Source organism: Sphingobium sp. UBA5915 (assembly GCF_002431195.1).
Classification (GTDB): Bacteria; Pseudomonadota; Alphaproteobacteria; order Sphingomonadales; family Sphingomonadaceae; genus Sphingobium; species Sphingobium soli.
In genome coordinates this window covers 113145-137958 of record NZ_DJDV01000122.1, presented here as the reverse complement: position 1 = coordinate 137958, position 24814 = coordinate 113145, and the positions used below count along the sequence as shown (strand labels likewise).

Sequence of the window (24814 nt, the reverse complement as noted above, 5' to 3'; positions counted from 1 at the left end):
CGGAAAACCCGGGACGCTTCACTTGAAGCCGAACTCGAAAAGCGCCGTGTGAGCATGGTGACGATTGCTAGGATCGCATACCATTTGTGGGCCGTGCCAGGTAGCATGTGGGCGTCATATGACGTTGCCAACAAGCTCTTGAGTAGCATGATGCACAACGTGGCAGAGGCTAAAGAAGAGGAGGACGCGCAAAAGCAACTGCCAGCCGCGGAGCCTCCCAAAGCACTATCCCCTCCTCGCAAACCCCAAGCGAATCTGTTTGGAGGTTCTTCATTCGGTGACATTGACGACGAGGTGCCGTTCTGAGGAAGATAGAGAAACCCGCAGTTTTCTGCGGGTTTGAGCGTATTATCTCTTATAACGCACTGGTAGGAGGGTTAATGCCGATGGTTAATAGTTGACACGCTGCTCACTCGAAGTGGACCTTTCCGAGACAAATATTGTTAAACGTAACGATTTTTTAAACGCCCGCTTCCGTCAATTCTGGTAATGACAGCCCGGTATGACAAACGGACCTCCCTCTATCTACACCTACAGCTTCCGATCGTGGTTGGAACATTGGAGAGATGCACTTGTTTGGGACCCAGTAGCCTTATTTACCGTGATATTGGGTATTTCAACGATTGGACTGTGGCTTGCCACCAAGCGGCTTTGGAAGGGTGCTGAGGCGCAAGCCCGAGACCTGACACGATCTGCTGATGCGGCGTTGATCAGTGCCCAAGCAGCAGCAGATGCCGCTAAGATCGCATACGCGGCTGCTCGCCCTTGGATACAACTCCACGTCTCCAAAGCACACCTCTATTTCAATGAGGATAATCAAACAGAAGTCGGTTGTCAGTTGAACTATTCCATCAAAAATATAGGGCAAACTCCTGCTATCGAACTTAGAGTGGTTTTTAAACCTGTTCCTGTTGGCCGCGGATCAGAGTCAGATATAGAGCTTGAGTTGCGTAGTTTGAAGAATCTTGCTTCACGAAACCCTCGCGTTCTTTTTCCAAGCGACAAAATCGAAGAAGGCTTCTCAACTAACTTTCCTTTTCCAAATCAAGCTGATGAATCTATGCTTGGCTTTAAGGTCGTTGTCGCCGTGCTCTACAAAGCAGCTTTAGATGGCCAAGAGTATTGGACACCAGCAGTTCTAGGTTTGCAGCACGAGACCCCGCCGCAGGACCGCGTCCATCGCTTTTACCGCGGCATGGGGAATGTTCCCTGTTTAGTGATGCGACTGGGGGATGAAACGCCTCAGCCTACTTGAACTCAATCTAAGTGTATTTGAGGCAGCGCAGGTAACGGTGGACGAATATCCCAGTATGCTTTCTACCCGCGCAGGACATTCCCGAACCCGGTAAACCTGAGGAAAATCAGGGTTTGACTCCAATAACGCACGGGTAGGCATGGTTAAGCCGACTAATTAACTGCTATTAGCAGCATCAGTAACCCCACCCGCCCGTTCGCGATTCCTCCGTAAACAAGATGGTATCTTTTCCCTCCCGTTCGACGGCGTAGCCCCACTTGGCTGCCGCAATCTTAATATGTTTGCGCGCCGAACCGGGAGCCAAACGCAGTTCACGATCAATATCGCTGAAACGCATCGCATGCCTATTGTCACCCGACGGTCGACTGCCCATCCAAGACTGAATTATCGAGATGCAGTCGTTGTCATCAGCGCATAAATCCGTGCTATCCTCCGCGACCGCGGTTGGTTCTGCTGGGTCGTTTCGAGGAATCGACGGTCCTAATTGCTTCATGCTCTTGCGGATGCGATTACAAGCTGGTCCGAGAGCTGCGACCAAATTGCCGTCTTGACGATCTGGATCATAAAGCGCGGGCGTCAATCCAAGCAAGTCGGTTGGTAGATGGAGTTCCTCGTCACCGCGAGGAACAATCATGTAACATCGCTCAGGTCCCAATCGACCCGCAAATAGCCCCAGCTCAAAAATCACGTTGTCCCGAACGCTGTTCACAGAGGCGTTGCGTATCTGCGTCACATCATCTGGCGCGAGGATGAAGATCGCAAAGTCCGTTTCGTCGAGTTGATCGACCAGTGTTGCCATGGTCGTGCGCGAAGGAAGGAACACGCCTTGAGACCAAACAGTGACCTCGGCGTCGTGCTCCAAACCCTCCTGCACAGCATAAGCCAAATCCAGGTGCTCAGCCGACGAAGCTACAAATACTCGTGATTTCATAGCTTGAGCTATATCGCCCCGACTTTCCAAAGCAAGGTGGCGAGCCGGGCTAATCTCAAATTCGTCTAAATCGCGAATATCTGCGCGCAATCAGGGTTTGACTCCTATAACGCACTTGTCAGCCAGGTATAGCCGATACCAACCAAGGCGCCCCCACCCGCTGCGATCAGCATGAGTGGCCAGTCGAGCGCGGCCCTGCGGCTAAGCGCCATCACCCGCATCAAGAGGAAAATGGCCGCGCCGATCAATGCGGTGACATGCAAGCCACTGATCGACAGCAGATGGGCGAGGCCGCTACGCCGCATCGCTTCGGCATCGGCATCGCTGATCGCCCCCTGATCGCCGGTGGCTAGCGCCGCAGCTATGCCTTCAGCCGGTCCTTCGACCTGATCCACTATGTGTGCGAACAACCGTGCGCGTAGCGGTGGAGTTTCGCGCGTCGGCGCCAGCACCCTGATCGGCCTCAACGCCTTTCCCGTCGCGCCGATACCCTGGAAATAGGCTCGCGCCGCGAAATCATAAGCGCCCGGCACGCCGGGCGGCGCTGGTGGCATCAGGCGGGTGCGAAACCGTATAACAGCGCCCTCGCCCAGACCTTTGGGAACATCCTCGGACGGAATGTTGACGCGCACCGTGGCAGGCAAGCCAGGCGCATCGATCGGCCGCAGCATGGCGCGCACCATATTCCGCGCGGGCACCGGCCGAACGGACCGAACTTCCGCGGTCATCTCGACGAAGGTCGCGCGCCCCAGCGGCGGTTGCCCCAGCAACGTCGCCTTCCCCCATATCAAAAGGCAGCCGATCGTCGCCAGCAAGGCCCCAGCCATCACGATATGGCGCAATCGTCCCGATCCGGGCGACAAAGCAGCCAGCGCCGCGACACCCAGCGCGAAGCAGCAAAAGGCAAGCCACTGTGCAGGATCGAGCAGCCAGAACCAGGCAACGATGCCCGCACCGAGCCCGACAGGCGCCCAAAGCCCAACCTGCTCGCGTTCCGTTTCCAGCCATGTTTCGAGCGCTGAAAAAATAAGCATTGCGCATGTCTTGAGCCGCCCGCGACAGGAGGTTTGTCGTGGCTCAAAAGCCATGCTAGGGGGCGTCGAATTCATGGATCAGATAAGGCGAATGTCAAAGAATATGACGGCGAGCGCAACGGGAAAAAGCAAGCAGGTGGTGACCCGTTTCGCCCCGTCCCCCACGGGTTATTTGCATATTGGCGGCGCACGGACCGCTCTGTTCAACTGGCTGTTCGCCCGCCATCATGGCGGCAAGTTCCTGCTGCGGATTGAGGATACCGACCGCGCCCGTTCTACCGAGGCTGCCGTTGCAGCCATCTTCGATGGGTTGGACTGGCTTGGTCTTGGCGGTGATGAACCGGCGGTCTTTCAGTTCGAACGGACCCCGCGCCATGCCGAAGTTGCCGCACAGTTACTCGCCGCGGACCACGCCTATAAATGTTTTGCGACCCCCGAAGAACTCGCCGAATTGCGCGAACAGCAGCGGGCCGCAAAGCTGCCTATGCGCTATGATGGCCGCTGGAGGGATCGCGATCCCGGCGAAGCACCCGAAGGCGCACCCTACGTCATCCGTATCAAGGCGCCGCGCGAAGGCGAGACGGTCGTTGAAGACGCCGTTCAGGGCCGTGTGGTCGTGCAGAATGCCGAACTGGACGATATGATCCTGTTACGATCGGACGGAACGCCCACCTATATGCTGGCCGTCGTCGTCGACGATCGCGATATGGGTGTGACGCATGTCATCCGTGGCGATGATCACCTCAATAATGCCTTTCGCCAACTAACGATCATCAAGGCGATGGCCCAGATCGAAACTGGATGGGATGAGCCGGTTTACGCGCATATCCCGCTCATTCACGGGTCGGATGGCGCAAAGCTGTCCAAGAGACACGGTGCGCTCGGCGTAGACGCCTATCGCGACGAAATGGGGATGCTGCCCGAAGCAGTGCTCAACTATCTGTTGCGGCTTGGCTGGGGGCATGGCGACGAAGAACTTATCTCGCTCGACCGCGCGATCGAATTGTTTGACATCGATGGCGTCGGTCGGTCGCCTTCGCGTTTCGACATCAAGAAACTGGAAAATCTGAACGGCCATTATCTGCGGGAGGCTGAGGATGTTCGGCTTGCGGCGCTCGTCGCGCCCCGCGTCGAATCGCGTCTGGATACACGCCTTGCACCTGCCCAAGCCGACATTTTGCGGCAGGCGATGGGATCGCTCAAGCCTCGAGCCAAAACCCTAAATGAAATTGCGGAAGGGGCCGAGTTCCTGTTCAAATCTTGCCCACTCGACTTTGACGAAAAGGCTACGGCTCTGCTAGATGAGCCTGCGCGTGCGCTGCTGATAAAGACAGCCGACGCTCTGCGGACCGTTCCGTCCTGGACGGTCGAAGCGATCGAGGACGTGATACGCCGCGTGGCAGAGGATGCTGGCCTGGGGCTTGGCAAGGTGGCGCAGCCGCTGCGCGCTGCGCTTACCGGCCGCACCGTCTCGCCGGGCATTTTTGACGTCCTCTTCCTTTTGGGGAGAGAAGAAAGCTTGGATCGACTGATCGCAGCCGGGCACGCTGCGGCCAGTTGATGGCACTCAAGGAGAAAAACATGTCGGATAATAAGGCCATTTTGACAATGGGCAGCGACGCCCAGGACTATGCCATCATGGATGGCACCATGGGTCCCCAGGTCATCGACGTTCGCAAGCTTTACGCCAATACCGGCATGTTCACCTATGATCCGGGCTTTACCTCGACAGCCAGCTGTGATTCTGGCCTGACCTATATCGACGGCGACGAAGGCGTGCTGCTGCATCGCGGCTATCCGATCGGGCAGCTTGCCGAACAGTCCAGCTTCATGGAAGTAAGCTACCTCCTGCTGAACGGCGAACTGCCTTCGGCCAAGGAACTGGACGAGTTCACGCACACGATCACGCGCCATACCATGATCCACGAACAGCTGACGACCTTTTATCGCGGCTTCCGCCGGGACGCGCATCCCATGGCGATCATGTGCGGTGTCGTGGGCGCCCTGTCGGCATTCTATCATGACTCGACAGACATTAATGATCCGGAACAGCGCCGGATTGCCAGCCACCGCCTGATTGCCAAGATGCCGACGATCGCGGCGATGGCCTATAAATATTCGGTCGGCCAGCCCTTCGTCTATCCGCGTAACGACCTCAGCTACACTGCAAACTTCCTGCGCATGACCTTTTCGGTCCCGGCGGAAGAGTATGAGGTCGATCCGGTCATCGTCGATGCGATGGACAAGATCTTCATCCTGCACGCCGATCACGAGCAGAATGCGTCGACTTCCACCGTGCGCCTTGCCGGTTCGTCGGGTGCCAATCCCTTTGCCTGCATCGCGGCGGGCATCGCCTGTCTGTGGGGGCCTGCGCATGGTGGTGCCAATGAAGCGGCGCTCAACATGCTGCGCGAAATCGGCACGGTGGACCGCATTCCCGAATATATCGCACGCGCCAAGAATAAGGACGATCCGTTCCGCCTGATGGGCTTTGGCCATCGCGTCTATAAGAATTACGATCCGCGCGCGACCGTGATGCAGAAGACGGCCAAGGATGTGCTGGAAAAGCTGGGTGTCGACGATCCTATCTTCGATGTCGCAAAGGAACTGGAGCAGATCGCGCTCAACGACCCCTATTTCATCGAGAAGAAGCTCTACCCGAATGTCGACTTCTATTCGGGCGTCATTCTCTCCGCGATCGGCTTCCCGACCGAAATGTTCACCGTGCTCTTCGCGCTGGCTCGCACCGTCGGTTGGGTCGCGCAGTGGAACGAAATGATTTCCGATCCCGCGCAGAAGATCGGCCGTCCTCGCCAGCTCTATACCGGGCCGACGCAACGCGACTATGTGCCGGTCGACAAGCGCTAAGCCGGATCATCATCGAGAACAAACGGCGCCCGTTTCGGGCGCCGTTTTCTTTGGGGCGGTAGCGCGTAGGAGGGCTAGGTACGCGCCGGCAGGCTGAGGATGAAGCGCGCGCCTTCCCCGACCGCGCCGCCAATTTCGATATCGCCCCCCATGGCCCGCGCCAGGCGGCGCGAAATGTAGAGGCCAAGCCCGCTACCGCCAGCGTCATCGCGCCCCAGCCGCTCGAACTTATCAAAAATGCGCTCGCGGTCCGCGATTGCAACGCCACTGCCTTGATCGATCACCATGATCCGTGCTTGCCCGCGCGCCTGTTCGGTAACGACGCGCACCATGCTGCCCTGGGGGGAATAACGGACCGCGTTGTTGATCAGGTTGACCAATATTTGCAGGACTCGCCGGAATTCGCCCGTGGCCGGCGCACTCGCATCCTCAGAGGGCGGAACGATCAGGATCTGTCGATCCAGGGCCTTCACGCGAAGCAAGCCGGCGGCGCGTCGGCCAAGGTCAGCCAGGTCCACCTCTTCCAGTGTGACGGAGAAATCCGGGCGATCGATCGCCTGAAGATCGGCCAGGTCGTCGATCAACGCCATGAGATGCCGACCCGCCGATGCAATGTCATCGGCATAGCCGGCATAATCCGCCCGTAGGGGTCCTTCCATCTGGGCGCTGATCGTGTCCGCATTGGCGATGATGCGTCCGAGCGGCTGCCGCAGGGACCGGTCAAGGCGCTTGCCGAAGTCCGCCGGGTAGAGCGTGACCGCGGGCTCCCGTCCCAACGGCGCCAATATCATCTGATCCAAGGGGAAAGCCGAGCCGCGATATCCGATCAATTGCCCGGCCAGATCGAACAAGGGATAGCCGGACAACTGAAACAGCCGTCCTGGGTCGCTCGCCTGGGCCGCCACCTGATGACGAAACGCCCGACGCTGTGCGATCCCGCGCAGCATCGGCAAATCCCCGTCGTCCTCCGCACGCAGTTCGAAGAAACCGGCAAAGCGTGAGCCGGGCACGGGTGGAGCCGCCGGCAGAACTCCTTGAGGTCCATGTCCCGCCGCTGTCATTTCGAACCGCAATTCCGTATCGATTTGCCAGGCCCATCCTTCCGCCAGAGCGGCCAGATCAGCCTCTCGCCGCAATGTTTCAGTGGAATCGCCTTCAATCGGACGCTCGTGCCAATCAATAATGGCCAGTGCGACGCCGCCACCATCCGGGCGCGCCCTCACCCACATATCAATCAATCCCCGCTCGGCCGCCGCGATGACGGGACGGGACACCGCCGCACCCATACGATGGGTCAGGCGAGCGATCGCGGCGAGTTGCGGCACGGCGATCGGCGTTCCAAGGTCGCCGCCAGCTTCCTTCTGCAACGCCAACAGCGCCGCATCGGCGCTCAGCAGCCTCCCGTCCGCCGACAACCTGGCGCGCAAAATAGTGGACGGGCCGCTCATGACCACAACCATAAATGCACGTCGTTAAAATGCACTAAACCGTGCGAGGAAAAATTCAGGCTGGCCGCCGCAGGATAAGCGCGCCTGCTGATGCGATGGCGGCAAGCATTCCTAAGCGGTAGGCTTCCTGCATGAAGCCCAGCGCACCCCCGATAATCAACAAGACCAGAAGTGTCGCTGGCGTAAAAACCATCCAGGGCATTGCCCCCCCTAACCGTCGCCAGCGAACCGCCAGCGTGAGCAGCAGCACCAACATGGCTAGATCAAATGCGACCGCACTTTCGCCAGCGAGAGCGATACCGATGAGGGCCAAGGCAGGCGCGACGAAGGCAGTCCATCCTCGCGGGGGCGGGCGCAATGCCAGTTCGTCCAGACGATCGGCGGAATCGCACAGCAGGATGGCAACCAGCATCAGGCAAAAACCCGGCAGAACCCAGGATAGCTCAATGGGAACAAGAGCGATTGCCGCGAGCGCCATCGCGCCGATACGCACCTGAAAGGCGGGCACTTGCAGCCGCATCAGGGCTCCGCCGATGGATCGTGCCAACGGCGCAAGAACATAATGTTCCAGGCCGCCCCTGTCATAGGCGCGATCGGCCCCTGCAGAGGTTATGGCCTGCGCGACAAGATCGGCTTGTTGCTGGCTTTCGACCATGGCCGCCCTGCCTTCGAGCAGGTCAGCCTCTGGCACGGTGATCCTACGCGCTCCCTTCTGAACCGCGCTCCGGACCAGCGTCAACGCCAGGTCCCAGTCGCCGATCATGTCGAGCGTTCCGAACAAAAGGGCAGGACTTATGCGCGCCAAGCCGGCCCAGCGCTGACCGGCGTCGATCCTTTCCAATGGGGCGCTTGCGCGGGAATCGTCGGCGACCAGCAATGTATCGCCCATCGCCGAACCCAGATGATCGACATGCGCTTGGCTGACGATCGCGCCGTCCGCGATCAGCAAGACGTCGGCATCGCGCGGCGCGTCACGCACCATCGACACCATATCCCGGACCAGCGCGACAGCGATCCCGTCCGCACTCAAACGATCGACCGCCTGCGACAGGGCAGGCGTGATAACGCTGACCATTACGAAAATCCGGTCCGCCCCAGCACGCACGGCCTGACGCGCCTGATATTCGACCAGGGTCTGCCCCGCGAAATGCAGACAGGCGCGCAGGCCCCCCGACGAATCGGCGGGTGCGCGACTGGCGCTCAAAATTGCGGCGAAACTCATGATGTAATGACGACGACCCGTTCTTGACTGACTACCTTTTCGCAAGCGCAAGCAACGGACGCAAGCCCGGTATCAGTCGCGAGCCAAGGTATCGAGCGTCGCCTGAAGCCGACGCAGGATTTTCGGATCGCCGGGGGCCGACTGTGCCGCTTCTTCCGCCAGCGCCATCAGGGATGTGAGGCCAAAGCTTGCCGCCAGGCCTTTCAGCCGCCAGGCAGCCAGATGCCAGTTGGCATCGCAACGCGCCCTGCCCAGCAAATCTATCTGGCGGCTGGCGCTTTCCAGGAACGCGACACGCAAATCCGCGATAAGCGCGGTATCGTCGCCAACGGCGGCGGCCAATGCCGCATCGAGAGCGCCAGGATCATAGGACATGGCGACCAACGCTATCTGGCTTGCGTTAAGTTTTGGTAACGGGGCATTTGCCCGCGCGTAAAAGCTGTTAAGGTGGTGAAATGACAGGGGGCAGCACAATCGTCGATTTTTGGCGCGATGAACCGATCGCGACGGAATCACAGGCGCAATCCGATGACATCTTGTTGTTGAAACAGGCCGTCATGGACATTGACGAGGTGCCAGCGACCAATGATCGGGACGCTAAATGGACGCGCCCGGTCACGGCCGCGCTTGCCATTCTGGCGCTGGCTTGGATTGTTTTTGCGGGCTGGAGCGTGATGGTCTCTGGCCAGTTGCGCGCCGGCCCGGCTGGGTGGAGCCAAGCGGTTGCCACCATGGCCGTGCCGCTCATCCTGTTGTGCGTTGTCTATATGTTGGTCATGAGGAACAGCAGGACGGAATCGCGGCGCTATCGCGATACGGCGCGCGCAATGCGCGCAGAAGCCGATCTGCTGGAATTGCGCCTTGGTCATATTGTGACCCAGCTGGAATCGGCGCGCCGGACGATGCAGGATCAGGCCGAACTGCTCGACAGCTATGGTGCCGCTGCGAGCAGCAATATGGAAGCGTCGGCTGAGCTGATTGCAAGCCGTGCGCAAGTGACAGCAGATCGCGCCGAGGCAGCCGAGCACGCCGGCGCAGCCCTTCTCAATCGGATGGAGGCGCTGATCGCATCCATCCCGACCCTTGAGGAGCGTAGCGCGCGCATCGCCGCGCAGATCATGGACAATGGTCACGCCCTGGGCGAGCGAATCGATACGCTGGAAACGCGGCTACATGGGCTCACCGAATTGTCTGACGACACGCGCGCGCGCATGCTGGCCGCCACCAAGAGCCTGACCAGCCAGCTAAGCCAGTTGCAGGAAGCCACCCGCGCATCCAGCGACGAAGTGTCGGGCATGGCGGACATCGCCGCAAATCGGATCGAGGCAACCGCCACGGGTGCGCGTCTGGCGATGGACCACAGCCGGGCGCAGCTGGAAGACCAGTGTGCGGCGCTCTCGCAGCTAATCGAAGGCGCGCAGGACGGGCTCGCCCGCACCAGCGAACAGGTTCGCACCACTCTGATGGATGATCTGGAAACAACCCAAGCGGTAATCGACGAGCGCTTGAACGCAGTGGCGCAAAGGACACGACAGACGCTCTCGACGATCGACGAGAGTCTGACCCGGCGCGCCGATTCGCTAACGGCGCTGGTGGCGGCCGTGCAGACAGGCATCGACGCCAGCAGCGAACAGGCGCTCACCGCGTTGGCCCGCAACATGGATCATATCGAGCAGGATTTGCGGGGCCGGCTAGGCGCGGCGCTCGATCAGGCGCAGGAGGCGCTGGCACTCACTGATGGCAGGCTGAGCTTCCAGTCGGACGCGCTCACCGATCTCATTTTCCGTTCGCGCACCCATCTGGACATGATCGGCAACGAAACCGTGGCGGGTCTGACCGACGCGATCGGTGATGTTGAAGGCCGTCTGCATCAGATTAACAACATGGTTGAAGGGCAGCGCACTCTGCTCACCAGCCTTCATGTCGAATTGCAGGACAGCGCGAGTGCGGCGGAAACGCGGTTCGAGGCTCTGGAACAGTCAGCAATGGCCAGGAACCAGAGGCTGACCGGGGCGCTGGAACGACTGACGGCGGAAACCCGACGAATCGATGAGGCGCTGAATGCTGGCGGCGCGACTGCGGACCGGCTGATCGGCAACGCAGAGACGCTGATGGTTGCGCTCGACGCGAGCGTTCGCGAACTGGACGAAACTTATCCCGCCGCGCTGGACCGGTTCGACAGCAGGGTGGAGCAGAGCCGCAGTCTGCTGAGCGACACCGCGCCGGAGATGGAACGATTGGAGGCCATTTCCCAAGCCCTGGTCGGTCGTGCCGAGGAGGCTGAAGCCTTGTTGCGTGGTCAGGGTGCGCGACTTACCGAATGGCTTGAAAGCACACAGGGTGGGTTGGAAGCCAATCGTGACCTTATAGACCGGTTGCGCGCGGCGCTGGATGCGGCACATCAGGATGCAAGCCGCATTACCGAAGGCGCAGGCCCCCTCCTCGTGACAGCGCTTCTGCGCGTCAAGGACACCGCTGAACAAGCGGCCGAGCGGGCCCGTCAGGCGCTTGGACGGGCCATTCCGGATGCCGCCAAACAATTGGCAGATGCCAGCGAGCAGGCCGTTGAAGGCGTCATCAGCGAGAAGGTGACCGCCCAGATCGCCCAGATAGCTCAGGTCGCCGATGAAGCGGTGAAGGCTGCACAACAGGCATCGGAACGGCTGACCCGCCAGCTCCTGACGATTGCAGACACCAGTGCCAGCATCGATCAGCGCATCGAAGAAGCCAGACATGCGACGGAAGAACGCGATCGCGATCACTTCGCCCGCCGTTCGGCCTTGCTGATCGAATCGCTCAACAGCACCGCGATCGATGTCGCCAAGATATTGTCGAACGATGTCACCGATTCCGCTTGGTCGGCCTATCTCAAGGGCGACCGTGGCGTATTCACCCGTCGCGCCGTCAAACTGCTTGATGCCGGGGAATCGCGTAAGATAGCCCTGCATTATGACGACGATGCGGAATTTCGCGATCATGTGAACCGCTATATCCATGACTTCGAAGCCATGTTGCGCGTGATCCTGTCCTCGCGCGATGGCAACGCGCTGGGCGTTGCGATCCTGTCATCGGACATGGGCAAACTCTACGTCGCCCTTGCGCAGGCGATAGAGCGGCTCCGGCAATAGCATCGGTTATCGCGCTGAGGCCGCCATTGACGACATTACCGTCGCTATGGCTCGAACCAAAGCGCATGAGCGAACGTGTCGCCACGAAGATACTGCCCCGCCTTCGCAGAGCCTGTTGTCTGAAAGATATCGTGCCACAGGCAGACGCCATTTGGCGTCGATCTCGACTATAGGGCGCTGCCCCTTGCGACGGATCTGTTGCCTTCCCCCGCCTCAGCCGCTGCGGCCACCCGCTACGATGAGGCGGAGCGGTACCCCGGAACCATGTCGATCGTGACCCAACCTTGGGTATAATTCAGATAATAAAGACCGAATAAAAAGGCCGATAAGATCGTGGCGCGGAGCACCACTATTCCTGGGCGGAAATTGCTGGGCGCACTGTCCGCCTGCCCCCGGAGCAGCGCCTCACCCGTTTCGTCGGGTGTGCGCAGTCCGAAAGGCAGCATGACGAAGGCGCATATGACCCACATCAAAAAATAAATGGCGAAAATCGCGTACCAGTTCATGTGGCCTGATTAGGCGCGAATGAGGAGCACGTCCACCAAAGGCTTTTTGCCTGTCCAGCGCGTCGCCGTGCGTCGAACGGCCAGACGGACGCGCTCTCTCAGGGCCTCGTCCTCCTGTGAGCCCTTGGCGATAACCGATCCGACCTCTTGCGCAGCCTCTTCCAGGAAAGCCGCCTTATCCTCTTCGACCGGCACACCCTGCGTGCGCAACGCCGGGCTCCCGATCAGCTTCCCCTTGCGATCAATGGCGACAGCGACGCTGATCTGACCGTGAAGACCCAGCTTGCGACGCTCGTTGATTGTCGTCCCATCCGCCGGCAGGATGACGTCGCCATCCAAGACCAATCGCCCGGTTTCCTGACGGCCAATGATTTCCGGCGCCCCGGGAGCCAGCCGCAGCAAATCGCCATTGGATTGAACCGGTGCATGGCGAATACCATTTGCCAACCCCAGCCGCGCCTGTTCCGCCATATGCCGGCGCTCACCATGCACCGGCAGGAGAATGTCCGGCCGGATCCAGCGATACATAGCTTCCAGTTCCGGTCGGCCGGGATGGCCGGACACATGAACCTCGGCCTGGCGATCGGTGATCATCAACACGCCAGCCGTAGCCAGTGCATTCTGAATGCGCCCGATCGCAATCTCGTTTCCGGGTATCTGCTTGGAGGAAAAGACAACCATGTCGCCTTCGGCCAGTTTGATCGGATGGCTGTTGAAGGCAATGCGTGACAGCGCCGCGCGGGCCTCCCCCTGCCCGCCTGTCGCGATGATCATTACCTCGCTGCGCGGCAAGGCCATCACGTCGTCCCAATCGACCGTCGGCGGAAAATCCTTGAGATAGCCCGCGGCCTTCGCGGTCCCAATGATCCGGTCTAGCGAACGGCCGGCGACGCACAATTTGCGCCCCGTCGCGTTGGCGACTTCGCCCAAAGTCTGCAAACGAGCAGCATTGGAGGCGAAGGTCGTCACCAGCACGCGCCCCTTTGCGCTGGCGACGGTCTGCATCAGGCCTTCGCGCACATCGCCTTCGGATCCGCTCGCCTCTGCATTGAACACATTGGTGCTATCGCACACCAGCGCCAATACCCCTTCATCACCGATCGCCGACAATTCTTCGGGCGTGGACGGTTGGCCCAGAAGCGGGCGTTCATCCAACTTCCAGTCTCCGGTGTGGAATATGCGCCCATATGGCGTGTCGATCAGTACCGCATTGCCCTCTGGAATGGAGTGCGCCAGCGGGACATAACGAAATCCGAAGGGACCAAGAGCGAAGCTTCCCTCATTCTCGATGACGTTGAGTTCGACATCGTTGGTCAGGCCCTCTTCCTCAAGCTTCAACCGGATGAGGCCGGCCGTGAAGGGCGTCGCGTAGAGCGGCACACCAAGGTCCGCGGCCAGATAAGGGATCGCGCCGATATGATCCTCATGCCCATGGGTAAGCACGATGCCGAGGAGGTCGTCGCGTCGGTCCTCGATAAAGCTCAGGTCCGGCAGGATCAGTTCCACGCCCGGATAGGCCGGGTCAGCGAAAGTGAGGCCAAGATCGACCATCACCCATTTGCCTTGGCAGCCATATAGATTCACGTTCATGCCGATCTCGCCCGACCCGCCAAGGGCCAGGAAGAGCAGCTCATTTCCAGGTGTCATTCTCTATTCAAACTCCGCTCGTACAACAGCGCCAAGCCCTGAATTGTCAGGTCCGGCGCGATCGCATCGAAAATATCGCTATTGTCGTTAAAGAGGACGGCAAGGCCCCCGGTTGAAATCACTTTGGCAGGCCGGCCGATTTCCGCGCGAATGCGCGCGACCAGCCCTTCCATCATCGCCACATAACCCCAGAAAACGCCGATATGCATCTGCGCTTCGGTGGTGCGGCCGATCACTGACCGGCTTTCGGGCGGCGCAATGGCGATCTTGGGCAGCTTGGCTGCTGCGGCGACCAGCGCATCGAGCGACAGGTTGATGCCAGGCGCAATAATGCCGCCCTTATAGGCGCCGGTATAATCAACGACGTCAAACGTGGTGGCAGTGCCGAAATCGATAACGATCAAATCCTCGGGATAAAGATGGTGGGCGGCAATGGCGTTTACAACCCGGTCCGCTCCGACGGATGCTGGCTCCGCCACGTCCAGAGGGATACCCCATTGCACCGCGCCTTGACCGGCAAGCAGCGCCGATGTCTTGAAATATTTGTCCGCCAGCACTTGCAGATTGTGCAACGCCCGCGGCACCACGGTGGCGATAATCACTGCGCTGACATCAGCAATGGTGAAGCCTTCCAGCATCAAAAGCTGGTTCAGCCATACGGCATATTCATCGGCCGTGCGGCGTGGGTCAGTCGCAATCCGCCACCGCGCGCGGATGGTCCCTGCTTCCAGCAAGGCGAAAACGACATTGGTATTACCCGCGTCGATCGCGAGAAGCATGATCCGACCCTTCAGTTGAGGATGATGTCGCCCGCGTGAATGGCACGCCTCTGGCCATCCGCCAAGCGAAGGATCAACATGCCCTGTTGATCCAGCGTGTCGAAGGCCCCTTCCACCTGCTCGCCATCCGGCTGGAGCACGCGCATGGCGGTCCCTCGTGGATGGGCGTTGAGCAGCCAGTGTGCCCGGACCGGCTCCCACCCCTGCGCGCGCCATACGGCAAGCCAATGGGAAAACAACGCAGCGAGGCGTTCCAGCAACGCGCCGGCATCGGCTTCGATGGCGCCTTGCGCTTTCAAACTGGTGACGGGCCGATCCAGATCTTCGGGATGACCGGTCACGTTGACGCCGATGCCGGCAATGACGGCGTCGCCCGCCCGCTCCAGCAGGATACCGGCGATTTTTGCGCCGTCGACCAATATGTCGTTGGGCCATTTGATCCGGGCATTGCCGACGCACAGGGGCGCAATCAGCGCGTGAACTGCATTGGCGGCGACGAGCGCCAATGTATGCGCGGGCGGATCACTAGCCCGCACCCTGACCAATGTGGAAGAATGAAGGTTGCCTGCCGGGCTTTCCCAATGTCGACCCATCCGCCCGCGACCGCCGGTCTGCCTGCCGGCGCGGAGCCAACTGCCCTCGGGCGCGCCCTGCTCCGCCAATGCCAGCATGTCGGCATTGGTGGAGCCGGTTTCGGCTACGAAGCGGATCAGTGTCAGAAGAGTGACGCGGCAGCAGCCGCGCTGACCGCGTCGAGTGCCGGGTTTAGCAGATACCCAAAGACGATGACCACCGCACAGGCGGTGAGGATGACATTTTCGACCATCCCGCCCTTGGCTTCATAGGCTGCGGCCGGCTCATCAAAATAGATCGTCTTGATGATCTTGAGATAATAGAAAGCACCGATCACCGAGGCGGCGATGCCGAAGGCGGCAAGCGCAGTCAGATCCGCAGCGACCGCGGCATCGAACACCAGGAACTTCGCCCAGAAGCCAAAGAGCGGCGGGATGCCGGCCATCGAGAACATGAAGATCGCGAAGGCCGCGGCCAGACCCTTGCGCGACTGCGACAGTCCGGCAAGGCTGGCGATGCTTTCGACCGGGCGGCCATCTGCGTCCCGCATTTGCAGGATGCAGGCGAAAGCGCCGATCGTCATGACGACATAGATGGCCATGTAACTCATGGTTGCGGCGACACCAGCAGGCGTGCCCGCGGCAAGCCCGATCAGCGCGAAGCCGACATTGTTGATCGACGAATAGGCCATCAGACGCTTAATATTGGTCTGACCAATAGCCGCGACCGCACCCAGGATGATGGACGCCAGCGCGACGAAAATCACGATCTGCTGCCAGTCCAGCCCCGCAGGACCGAGCGCTTCGATAGCAACCCGAACCGCAAGCGCCATAGCCGCGACTTTGGGAGCGCTGCCGAAGAAAGTCGTCACAGGGGTTGGGGCGCCCTCATAGACGTCGGGGGTCCACATATGGAACGGCACCGCGCTCATCTTGAAAGCCAAGCCCGCCAGCAGGAACACCATGCCGAACAGCTCGCCATTTGATACGCCGTCACCCATGGCCACCGCAATGCCGTCAAACGCCGTCGTGCCGGTGAAACCGTACAGCAGCGCCGACCCGTAGAGCAGGATGCCGCTCGCCAGCGACCCCAGCACGAAATATTTGAGGCCCGCTTCGGACGATCGTGCGTCCTGGCGCATGAAGCTTGCCAGCACATAGGCTGCAAGGCTCTGCATTTCGAGGCCGACATAAAGGGTCAACAGGTCGCCTGCCGACACCATCATCCCCATGCCGATGGCGCTGAACAGGATAAGCACCGGATATTCGGGCCGTTCTCTGCCGTCCGTCTGGAAATAGCGGGGGGCGAGAAGAATGGCGGCAGCAGCGGCGGCGTAGATCATGCCCTTGGCAAACGCCGAGAAGGCGTCTGCCCGCACCAACCCATCGAAGGCAACAGGGCCATTGGCGAGCGAGGTCGACAAGGCAACGCCAGCCAGCACCAGTGTCAGGACGGCCAGCCAGTTGACGACGCGGCTGCTCGCTTCGCCGCCCCAGGCGGCAACCAGCATCAGAGCGAGACCACCGACGGTCAGGACCAGTTCCGGCGCGACCGCCAGAAGGGAAGCGGATTCAATCATCAGTGCGCCTCCCCGTGCGCGCTTGCTTCTTCATGGGTGGCGCCGCCAGCCGGCTTCGCCGCGCCCATCTTGATATGGGAATCACCTGCGGGTGCCGCAGGAGCGAGGCGCGCTTCGAGCGCGCGAATATCGGACCGCATCGGAGCGAGGAAACTTTCGGGATAGACGCCCATCCACAGCACCGCCGCCGCGATTGGCGCCAGCAGGGCAATTTCGCGCACGGACAGGTCAGGCATGGCTGCTGCATCAGCATTGACCTGTTCGCCATAAGCGATCCGCCGATACAAATAGAGCATGTAGGCCGCGCCCAAAATGATACCCGTGGTGCAAACCAGCGCCACCCAGCTGGATGCCTGGTAAATTCCCATCAGCGACAAAAATTCGCCAACGAAGTTGGATGTGCCGGGCAAGCCGACCGACGCCATGGTGAACAGAAGGAACAACACTGCATATTTGGGCATGTTGATGCTGAGGCCACCATATCGGTTGATCTCTCGCGTGTGCAGGCGATCGTAAATCACGCCGACACACAGGAACAGCGCGCCCGACACCAGGCCATGGCCCAGCATGACCATCATCGCACCTTCGATCCCGGCCTGATTGAAGGCGAACAGCCCGACCGTGACGATCGCCATATGCGCAACCGAGGAATAGGCGATCAGCTTCTTCATATCACTCTGAACCAGCGCAACCAGGCTGGTGTAGACCACCGCGACCATCGACAGGCCCCAAATCAGCCAGGCGAGCTGTGCCGAGGCTTCCGGGAACATCGGCAACGAGAAACGGATGAAGCCATAGCCCCCCATTTTCAGCAGCACACCCGCCAGGATCACCGACCCTGCGGTGGGTGCCTGAACGTGGGCGTCAGGCAGCCAGGTGTGGACGGGCCACATCGGCATCTTGACCGCAAAGCTGGCGAAGAAGGCCAGGAACAGCCAGGTCTGCGCCTCTGGCGCAAAATTATAGGCCATCAACGCGGGAATTTCGGTCGTGCCCGCTTCATGCACCATCCACATCATCGCTATCAGCATGAGGACCGAGCCGAGGAGCGTGTATAGGAAGAATTTATAGCTCGCATAAATGCGGTCCGCGCCCCCCCAGATACCGATGATAAGGTACATCGGGATGAGGCCGGCTTCGAACATGACGTAAAAGAGGTAGATGTCCTGTGCCGTGAAGACGCCGATCATCAGCACCTCCATGAACAGGAACGCCGCCATATATTCGCCGACACGTTTCTGGATGGCCTGCCAGCTTGCGCCGATGCAAATTGGCATCAGGAAGACGGTCAGGACGATCAGCATCAGCGCGATGCCGTCAATGCCGAGCGCCCAGGCAAAGCGCCCGAAAATCGGCGCATATTCCTGAAATTGCCACTGCGCTGCCGTTCCAGCCTGATCGAAATTCGCCCAGAGCGCGATGCCGAGCACCAGATCGACCAGCGTAGCGATCAGCGCTATCCAGCGTGCGCTATTGGCGCCCGCAAAGAGACAGGCGATGGCCCCCGCCATCGGCACTGCCATCATCAGGGAAAGGATGGGGAAGCCGTCCATTATCGTGTCATCGCCCAGGTTGCGGCTGCGGCGAGGCCAATCAGCATCACCAGCGCGTAGGTGTAAAGGTAGCCGGACTGAATCCGACGCGTGATTTTGTTGCCCTGCACGACCAGTGCGGCAAGCCCGTTGGGGCCAAAGCGGTCGATGAAACCGACATCCCCGAACTTCCAGAAGAAGCGGCCGATGGCGAAGGCGGGCCTGACGAACAGGAAGTGATACAGCTCGTCAAAATACCATTTATTGAGGAGGAACTGGTAAAGCGCACCGAAGGTCGACACGAAGCGCTGCGGCCAATCGGTGTTCTTGATGTAGGCAAGCCAGGCGATCAGCAGCCCGATGGCCATCACCGTGAACGGGCCGAACTTCACCCAGGTCGGCACTTCATGGGCAGCGTGCATCAGATGGCTGTTGAAGGCGAGCGCCCCGTTCCAGAACTCCATTCCGCCTTCCGCGCCGATGAACTGGTCGTGGAAGACGAAGCCGGCAAAAACCGCGCCCAGGCTCAGCACGACCAACGGGATCAGCATGACCAGGCCGCTTTCGTGCGGATGATAGCCACCCGTGCCCGCAGGCAAAGCATGCGTGGCGGTACCGTGCGCATGCGGCTCATCGCCTGCATCTTCCTGCGCAGGCGCATTGTCATGCTCTGCTCCATGGCCATGCGTGTCATGATCGTCATGGCCATGGGCATCATGAAGCGCATGCTGGATATGCTCTGACGCTGCCCAGCGCGGCTTGCCGAAAAAGGTCAGGAACACCAGGCGCCAGCTGTAGAAGCTGGTCAGCAATGCAGCGAACACGCCGACATAATAGGCCCCCACGCCAGCCCCGCCAGCCGCGAACGCGGCTTCAAGGATGCCATCCTTCGAATAGAAGCCGGCAAAGCCAACGCCAACGAGCGGAATGCCGACGCCGGTGATCGCCAGCGTGCCGAGTGTCATTGTCCAGAAGGTGATTGGGATGCTTTTGCGCAGGCCGCCATAATAGCGCATGTCCTGCTCATGATGCATCGCATGGATGACCGATCCTGCGCCAAGAAAGAGCAGCGCCTTGAAAAAGGCATGCGTGAAGAGATGGAACATCGCCGCGCCATAGGCGCCGACGCCCGCCGCGAAGAACATATAGCCCAGCTGCGAACAGGTCGAATAGGCGATGACGCGCTTGATGTCCGTCTGCACGGTGCCCACCGTCGCCGCGAACAGGCAGGTGGCAGCGCCGACGAAGGTTACGAAGCCAAGCGCTGTGGGCGAGGTTTCGAACATCGGTGACAGGCGGCACACCATGAACACGCCGGCCGTCACCATCGTCGCGGCATGGATCAGGGCCGACACAGGGGTCGGGCCTTCCATCGCGTCGGGCAACCAGGTATGCAGGCCGAGCTGCGCCGACTTGCCCATCGCGCCGACGAACAGCAGCAGGCAAAGCACGGTCATGGTATCGAAACGATAGCCCAGGAACCCGATGGTCGAGCCTGCCATTGACGGCGCAGCCTCAAGGATTTCCGGGATCGAAATCGTGTTGAACACCAGATAGGTGCCGAAAATGCCCATCATGAAGCCAAGATCGCCAACGCGATTGACGACGAAGGCTTTAATCGCAGCGGCATTGGCGCTGGGCTTACGGAACCAGAAACCGATGAGAAGATAAGACGCCAGACCTACGCCTTCCCAGCCGAAGAACATCTGGAGCAGATTGTTCGCGGTCACGAGCATCAGCATCGCGAAGGTGAAGAGCGAGAGATAGGCGAAGAAGCGCGGCTGATCCGGCTCTTCGTCCATATAGCCCCAGCTGTAGAGGTGGACGAGACTGGATACGCTGGTGATCACCACCAACATGACCGCTGTCATCGTGTCTACGCGCAGCGCCCACTGGGCATCGAAGCTGCCGCTTTCGATCCAGGTAAAGAGAGGCGTAACGGTCGCCTCTGCATGACCGGCGACGAACGGGACGAAGATCATCCAGCTCATTGCGCAGGCGATGAACAGCGCGCCAGTCGTGACGATCTTGGCCGGCAGCTTGCCAAGCGCCTTGTTTCCAAGGCCAGCGATGGCAGCCGCCAGCAGCGGGAGAAGGACGATAAGCTGGATCATGAAACGGCTCAGCCCTTCATCTGGTTGATGTCATCGACGGCAATGGTGCCGCGACCGCGAAAGTAGATGACGAGGATGGCAAGGCCGATGGCCGCCTCACCCGCCGCGACGGTCAGCACGAACATGCTGAACACTTGCCCGACCAGATCGCCGAGGAAGGCGCTGAACGCGACAAGGTTGATGTTCACGCTCAGCAGGATCAGCTCGATCGCCATCAGGATGATGATGACATTCTTGCGGTTGATGAAGATGCCCAGCACCCCCATCACGAACAGGATGGCGCTGACCACCAGATAATGTTGCAGGCCGATCACAGCTCCACCCCCTGCCCCACGGGCTGATTGACGTTGCGCACGGCATCTTGCGGCCGGCGCTGGTTCTGACGCGCGATATTCTGCGGGCGAACCCCGCCACGTGCACGGTGTGTCAGGACGATAGCGCCGATCATAGCCACCAGTAGGACGATGCCCGCCGCTTCGAACAGGAAGATGTAGCGCGTATAGAGAAGCGCGCCGATCGCCTGGATATTGCTGAGCTCCGGATTAACCGGGCCGGCGCGCTGCGCCAGCTCGATCGGACCGACGCTCCACAAGCCAATGCCGAGGACGATTTCTGCCAACAGCACCAGCGCGACCAGCAGGCCGAACGGCAGATAGCTCACGAAGCCTGCGCGCAATTCGGCAAAATCAATGTCCAGCATCATGACGACGAACAGGAACAACACCGCGACGGCGCCGACATAGACGATGACCAGCAGCATCGCGATAAATTCCGCGCCCAGCAAGATCATCAGGCCAGCGGCGTTGAAGAAGGCCAGAATCAGCCATAGGACCGAATGGACCGGGTTGCGCGACAGGATCGTCAGCGCGCCGCTGCACACCACAATCGTGGCGAACAGATAGAAGGCGACAACGTGAATCACAGGATCATATTCCCCTTGGCGCGCGGCTTAACGATAGGGTGCATCGGCGGCAAGGTTCGCGGCGATCGCGCGTTCCCACTTGTCACCATTTTCAAGAAGCTTGGCCTTGTCGTAGATCAGCTCCTCGCGGGTTTCGGTCGCGAATTCGAAGTTCGGACCTTCCACGACTGCGTCCACCGGGCACGCTTCCTGACAGAAGCCGCAATAGATGCACTTGGTCATGTCGATGTCATACCGCGTCGTGCGGCGGCTGCCATCGTCGCGCGGCTGCGCCTCGATCGTGATGGCCTGCGCCGGGCAGACCGCTTCGCACAGCTTGCACGCGATGCACCGTTCTTCGCCGTTGGGGTAACGACGCAACGCATGCTCGCCCCGGAACCGCGGCGAAATCGGGTTCTTCTCATAGGGATAGTTGATCGTCGCCTTTGGCTTGAAAAAATATTTCAAGGTCAGGGCGTGCGCCTTCACGAACTCCCAGAGGGTAAACGACTTGACGTAGTAACCGAGGCTCATTGTGCGCCTCCATAGCGCGTCAGCATGAGGAAGCCCGAAACCAGGAACACGAACAGCAGCGAGGTCGGCAGGAAGATTTTCCAGCCCAGCCGCATCAGCTGGTCATAACGGTAGCGGGGCACCGTCGCCTTCACCCAGGAGAAGACGAAGAAGAAAAAGAGGATCTTGGCAAACAGCCAGATGATGCCGGGCACATAATAAAGCGGCGCCCAATCGAACGGCGGCAGATAGCCACCCCAGAACAGCACCGCGTTGAGCGCACACATCAGAATGACGTTGGCATATTCGCCCAGCCAGAACAGCGCAAACGCCATCGACGAATATTCGGTCTGATAGCCCGCGACCAGCTCGCTTTCCGCTTCGGTCAGGTCGAAGGGCGCACGCGCCGTTTCCGCCATCGCGGAAATCAGGAACATGATGGCCATGGGGAAGAGCAGCGGGTTGAAGCCGTTGCCGTTCAGAAACCCATAATAGCCCTTCTGGCTTTCCACGATCGCCGTCAGATTGAAGCTGCCGGCCCACAGCACGACGCAGATCAGGATGAAGCCGATCGAGACTTCATAGCTGATCATCTGCGCGCTGGCGCGGATCGCCGAGTAGAAGGGATATTTGGAGTTGGACGCCCAGCCCGACAGCACAACGCCGTAAACCCCAAGCGAGGAGATGGCGAGGACATAGAGCAGGCCGACATTGATGTCCGCCAGCACCACGCCAACCTGGAACGGCACCACCGCCCAAGCCATTAGCGCGACCGTGAAGGTGATGATCGGCGCAATCAGGAACAGGGTCTTGTTCGCCGCCGACGGAATGATGGTTTCCTGCAGGAAGACCTTGAGACCATCCGCAAAGGACTGGAGCAGACCGAACGGGCCGACGACGTTGGGGCCGCGCCGCAGGGCCATTGCCGCCCAAATCTTCCGGTCAGCATAGATGATCATCGCCACCGCCAGCATGACCGGCAGCGCGATCAGCAATATGCCGATGACGGTGGCGAGCAGCCACGCGCCTTCGAACGGCAGGCCCATATTTTGGAAAAAGGCGGTCACTCTGCGGCCTCCGCGAAGCTTTCACCATGGATCAGCTCGGCCGAGCATTGCTGCATCGTCGGGCTGGCGCGGCAAATCGCGTTGGTGAGGTAGAAATCCTTGATCGGCGAACCCAACTCCCCGGTCGCCCCGCTGGGCAGGCTCGGAACGGACCAATCGAAATCGACCAGCCCTTCCTGCCCCAGCGCCGGCACAGCCTTGGCCATCTCCGCGCGCAATTGTTCGAAGCTGTCGAAGGGCAGCGTCGCCCCCATCACATCCGACAATGCGCGCAGGATCGACCAGTCTTCGCGCGCGTCACCCGGTGCGAACACGGCCTTTTCACCCCGCTGCACCCGACCTTCCAGATTGACATAGGTGCCAGCCTTTTCGGCATAGCTTGCGCCAGGCAGGATCACGTCCGCCGCATGCGCGCCCTTGTCACCATGATGGCCGATATAGACTTTGAAGCTGCCATCGAACGCCGCATAATCGACCTCATCAGCGCCCAGCGAAAAAAGCAACTTGGGCGCGGCTTGCGCCATCGCCTTGATGCCGCCGTCCATCGCATAGCCCAGCATCAGCCCGCCCATGCGTGAAGCCGCAAAGTGCAGGACGTTATAGCCGTTCCAGCCATCCTTGATCAGGCCCAGCGTATCGACCAACGCCAGCGTGTCGCCATGCGCGCCGTCCTTCGCCAGCACCCCGCCACCGACGATCATCGTCGGACGCGCAGCCTTGGCAAAGGCTTCAACCACGGATTCCGGCAGTTTACCGAGGAGCGAGGCGTCATTCCCCAGCCATTCGACCTTGTACGTCAGATCGACCTCGGGGCCGACGGCAAATATTTTTGCGCCACGTTTGATCGCCTTGCGGATGCGCGTGTTTACCAAAGGCGCTTCCCAGCGCAAATTGGTGCCGACCAGCAGGATGACGTCCGCGGTTTCCAGATCGGCCAGCGGGGTATTGAACACCACCGACGACAGGCTCGACACGTCATAGGCAAGGCCGGTCTGACGCCCTTCCAGCATCGTGCCGCCCAGCTTCTCCACCAGCAGCTTGCCGGCAAACATGGTCTCGCAGTCGAGCAGGTCGCCGGCGATCGCCGCGACGCTGCCGCCATGCTGCACCGCCGCAATCGCCTGGAACGCTTCTTCCCACGTCGCGGCGACCAGCTTGCCGTCCTTGCGCACAAATGGCTTATCGAGCCGCTTGCGCACCAGCCCGTCGACATTGTGCCGGGTCTTGTCGGATGCCCATTCCTCATTCACGTCATCATTGATGCGCGGCACCGCGCGCAGCACTTGACGCCCGCGGCTGTCGAGGCGGATATTGGTCCCTACCGCGTCCATGACATCGATCGCGTGCGTCTTCTTCAGCTCCCAGGGCCGCGCCTCGAAAGCATAAGGCTTGGATGTCAGCGCGCCGACCGGGCAAAGATCCACCACGTTACCCGAAAGCTCGCTTTTGGCGGCATGCTCCAGATAGGTGGTAATCTGCATATTCTCGCCGCGATAGATGGCGCCGATTTCCGGCACCCCCGCGACTTCTTCAGCGAAGCGCACGCAGCGGGTGCATTGGATGCAGCGGGTCATGACCGTCTTGACGATCGGCCCCATATATTTTTCAGTGACGGCACGCTTGTTTTCGTCATAGCGGCTGCCGCCCCGGCCATAGGCGACCGACTGGTCCTGCAAATCGCATTCGCCACCCTGGTCGCAAATCGGGCAATCGAGCG

20 protein-coding genes and 2 pseudogenes are annotated in these 24814 nt (G+C 60.3%); 5 read left to right on the top strand and 17 right to left on the bottom strand.

Features of this window, described 5'->3' with window-relative positions; all coding sequences use genetic code 11:
• A pseudogene (locus B2V90_RS22200) lies at positions 1–306 on the top strand (hypothetical protein); the annotation flags it as partial.
• Between the two features lie 196 nt (positions 307–502).
• A complete protein-coding gene (locus tag B2V90_RS22195; RefSeq protein ID WP_293923136.1) occupies positions 503–1255 on the top strand; it encodes a hypothetical protein in 753 nt (250 codons plus the stop codon).
• Positions 1256–1430: 175 nt separating this feature from the next.
• Here the strand turns inward: B2V90_RS22195 and B2V90_RS22190 are convergent, their stop codons facing one another.
• Positions 1431–2276, bottom strand: a complete 846-nt coding sequence (locus B2V90_RS22190) for a TIR domain-containing protein (protein WP_228222608.1) — start codon at positions 2274–2276, stop codon at positions 1431–1433.
• A gap of 20 nt (positions 2277–2296) precedes the next feature.
• A pseudogene (locus tag B2V90_RS22185) lies at positions 2297–3220 on the bottom strand (ComEC/Rec2 family competence protein); the annotation flags it as partial.
• A 91-nt stretch (positions 3221–3311) separates the two neighbouring features.
• Between B2V90_RS22185 and gltX the strand changes: the two are divergent.
• Both gltX and B2V90_RS22175 read left to right on the top strand, forming a co-directional pair.
• Positions 3312–4781 (top strand): glutamate--tRNA ligase, encoded by a 1470-nt coding sequence (gene gltX, locus B2V90_RS22180; RefSeq protein WP_414711635.1) that lies wholly within the window; start codon positions 3312–3314, stop codon positions 4779–4781.
• A 20-nt stretch (positions 4782–4801) separates the two neighbouring features.
• Positions 4802–6088 carry a citrate synthase gene (locus B2V90_RS22175; protein ID WP_228222606.1) on the top strand — a complete coding sequence of 429 codons (1287 nt, stop codon included), beginning with the start codon at positions 4802–4804 and terminating at the stop codon, positions 6086–6088.
• Between the two features lie 74 nt (positions 6089–6162).
• On the opposite strand, the gene B2V90_RS22170 is transcribed toward B2V90_RS22175, so the two are convergent.
• The 3 genes from B2V90_RS22170 to B2V90_RS22160 form a co-directional block, all read right to left on the bottom strand.
• Positions 6163–7536, bottom strand: coding sequence for a sensor histidine kinase (locus B2V90_RS22170; RefSeq protein ID WP_228222605.1), 1374 nt, complete (start codon positions 7534–7536; stop codon positions 6163–6165).
• Between the two features lie 55 nt (positions 7537–7591).
• Positions 7592–8758 (bottom strand): hypothetical protein, encoded by a 1167-nt coding sequence (locus B2V90_RS22165; protein WP_228222604.1) that lies wholly within the window; start codon positions 8756–8758, stop codon positions 7592–7594.
• A 72-nt stretch (positions 8759–8830) separates the two neighbouring features.
• Positions 8831–9133 (bottom strand): Hpt domain-containing protein, encoded by a 303-nt coding sequence (locus B2V90_RS22160; RefSeq protein WP_037542240.1) that lies wholly within the window; start codon positions 9131–9133, stop codon positions 8831–8833.
• A gap of 80 nt (positions 9134–9213) precedes the next feature.
• On the opposite strand from B2V90_RS22160, the gene B2V90_RS22155 reads away from it, so the two are divergent.
• Positions 9214–11886 carry a hypothetical protein gene (locus B2V90_RS22155; protein ID WP_228222603.1) on the top strand — a complete coding sequence of 891 codons (2673 nt, stop codon included), beginning with the start codon at positions 9214–9216 and terminating at the stop codon, positions 11884–11886.
• 233 nt (positions 11887–12119) lie between these two features.
• Here the strand turns inward: B2V90_RS22155 and B2V90_RS22150 are convergent, their stop codons facing one another.
• From B2V90_RS22150 to nuoG, 12 genes are all read right to left on the bottom strand, one after another.
• Positions 12120–12392, bottom strand: coding sequence for a DUF1467 family protein (locus B2V90_RS22150; protein ID WP_009821713.1), 273 nt, complete (start codon positions 12390–12392; stop codon positions 12120–12122).
• 9 nt (positions 12393–12401) lie between these two features.
• The gene (locus tag B2V90_RS22145; protein ID WP_228222602.1) at positions 12402–14039 is read right to left on the bottom strand and encodes a ribonuclease J; all 1638 of its coding nucleotides are present in this window, start codon (positions 14037–14039) and stop codon (positions 12402–12404) included.
• Positions 14036–14818, bottom strand: coding sequence for a type III pantothenate kinase (locus B2V90_RS22140; RefSeq protein ID WP_009821715.1), 783 nt, complete (start codon positions 14816–14818; stop codon positions 14036–14038). Before B2V90_RS22140 ends, B2V90_RS22145 begins: the two co-directional genes overlap by 4 nt.
• Positions 14819–14829: 11 nt before the next feature.
• The gene (locus tag B2V90_RS22135) at positions 14830–15531 is read right to left on the bottom strand and encodes a biotin--[acetyl-CoA-carboxylase] ligase (protein ID WP_228222615.1); all 702 of its coding nucleotides are present in this window, start codon (positions 15529–15531) and stop codon (positions 14830–14832) included.
• A gap of 2 nt (positions 15532–15533) precedes the next feature.
• The gene (gene nuoN, locus B2V90_RS22130; protein WP_228222601.1) at positions 15534–16970 is read right to left on the bottom strand and encodes an NADH-quinone oxidoreductase subunit NuoN; all 1437 of its coding nucleotides are present in this window, start codon (positions 16968–16970) and stop codon (positions 15534–15536) included.
• Positions 16970–18523, bottom strand: a complete 1554-nt coding sequence (locus B2V90_RS22125; protein WP_228222600.1) for an NADH-quinone oxidoreductase subunit M — start codon at positions 18521–18523, stop codon at positions 16970–16972. Before B2V90_RS22125 ends, nuoN begins: the two co-directional genes overlap by 1 nt.
• Entirely contained in the window at positions 18523–20616 is a 2094-nt protein-coding gene (nuoL, locus tag B2V90_RS22120; RefSeq protein ID WP_228222599.1) for an NADH-quinone oxidoreductase subunit L, read from the bottom strand. Before nuoL ends, B2V90_RS22125 begins: the two co-directional genes overlap by 1 nt.
• An 8-nt stretch (positions 20617–20624) precedes the next feature.
• The gene (gene nuoK, locus B2V90_RS22115; protein ID WP_009821720.1) at positions 20625–20930 is read right to left on the bottom strand and encodes an NADH-quinone oxidoreductase subunit NuoK; all 306 of its coding nucleotides are present in this window, start codon (positions 20928–20930) and stop codon (positions 20625–20627) included.
• Positions 20927–21538 carry an NADH-quinone oxidoreductase subunit J gene (locus B2V90_RS22110; protein ID WP_009821721.1) on the bottom strand — a complete coding sequence of 204 codons (612 nt, stop codon included), beginning with the start codon at positions 21536–21538 and terminating at the stop codon, positions 20927–20929. Before B2V90_RS22110 ends, nuoK begins: the two co-directional genes overlap by 4 nt.
• Positions 21539–21565: 27 nt before the next feature.
• The gene (gene nuoI, locus B2V90_RS22105; protein ID WP_009821722.1) at positions 21566–22051 is read right to left on the bottom strand and encodes an NADH-quinone oxidoreductase subunit NuoI; all 486 of its coding nucleotides are present in this window, start codon (positions 22049–22051) and stop codon (positions 21566–21568) included.
• Complete coding sequence (nuoH, locus tag B2V90_RS22100; RefSeq protein WP_228222598.1) at positions 22048–23097, bottom strand: NADH-quinone oxidoreductase subunit NuoH; 1050 nt, start codon at positions 23095–23097, stop codon at positions 22048–22050. The genes nuoI and nuoH overlap by 4 nt, the downstream gene beginning before the upstream one ends.
• A partial coding sequence (gene nuoG / locus B2V90_RS22095; protein WP_293923129.1) for an NADH-quinone oxidoreductase subunit NuoG occupies positions 23094–24814 on the bottom strand: 1721 nt, incomplete at its 5' end. The genes nuoH and nuoG, both read right to left, overlap by 4 nt.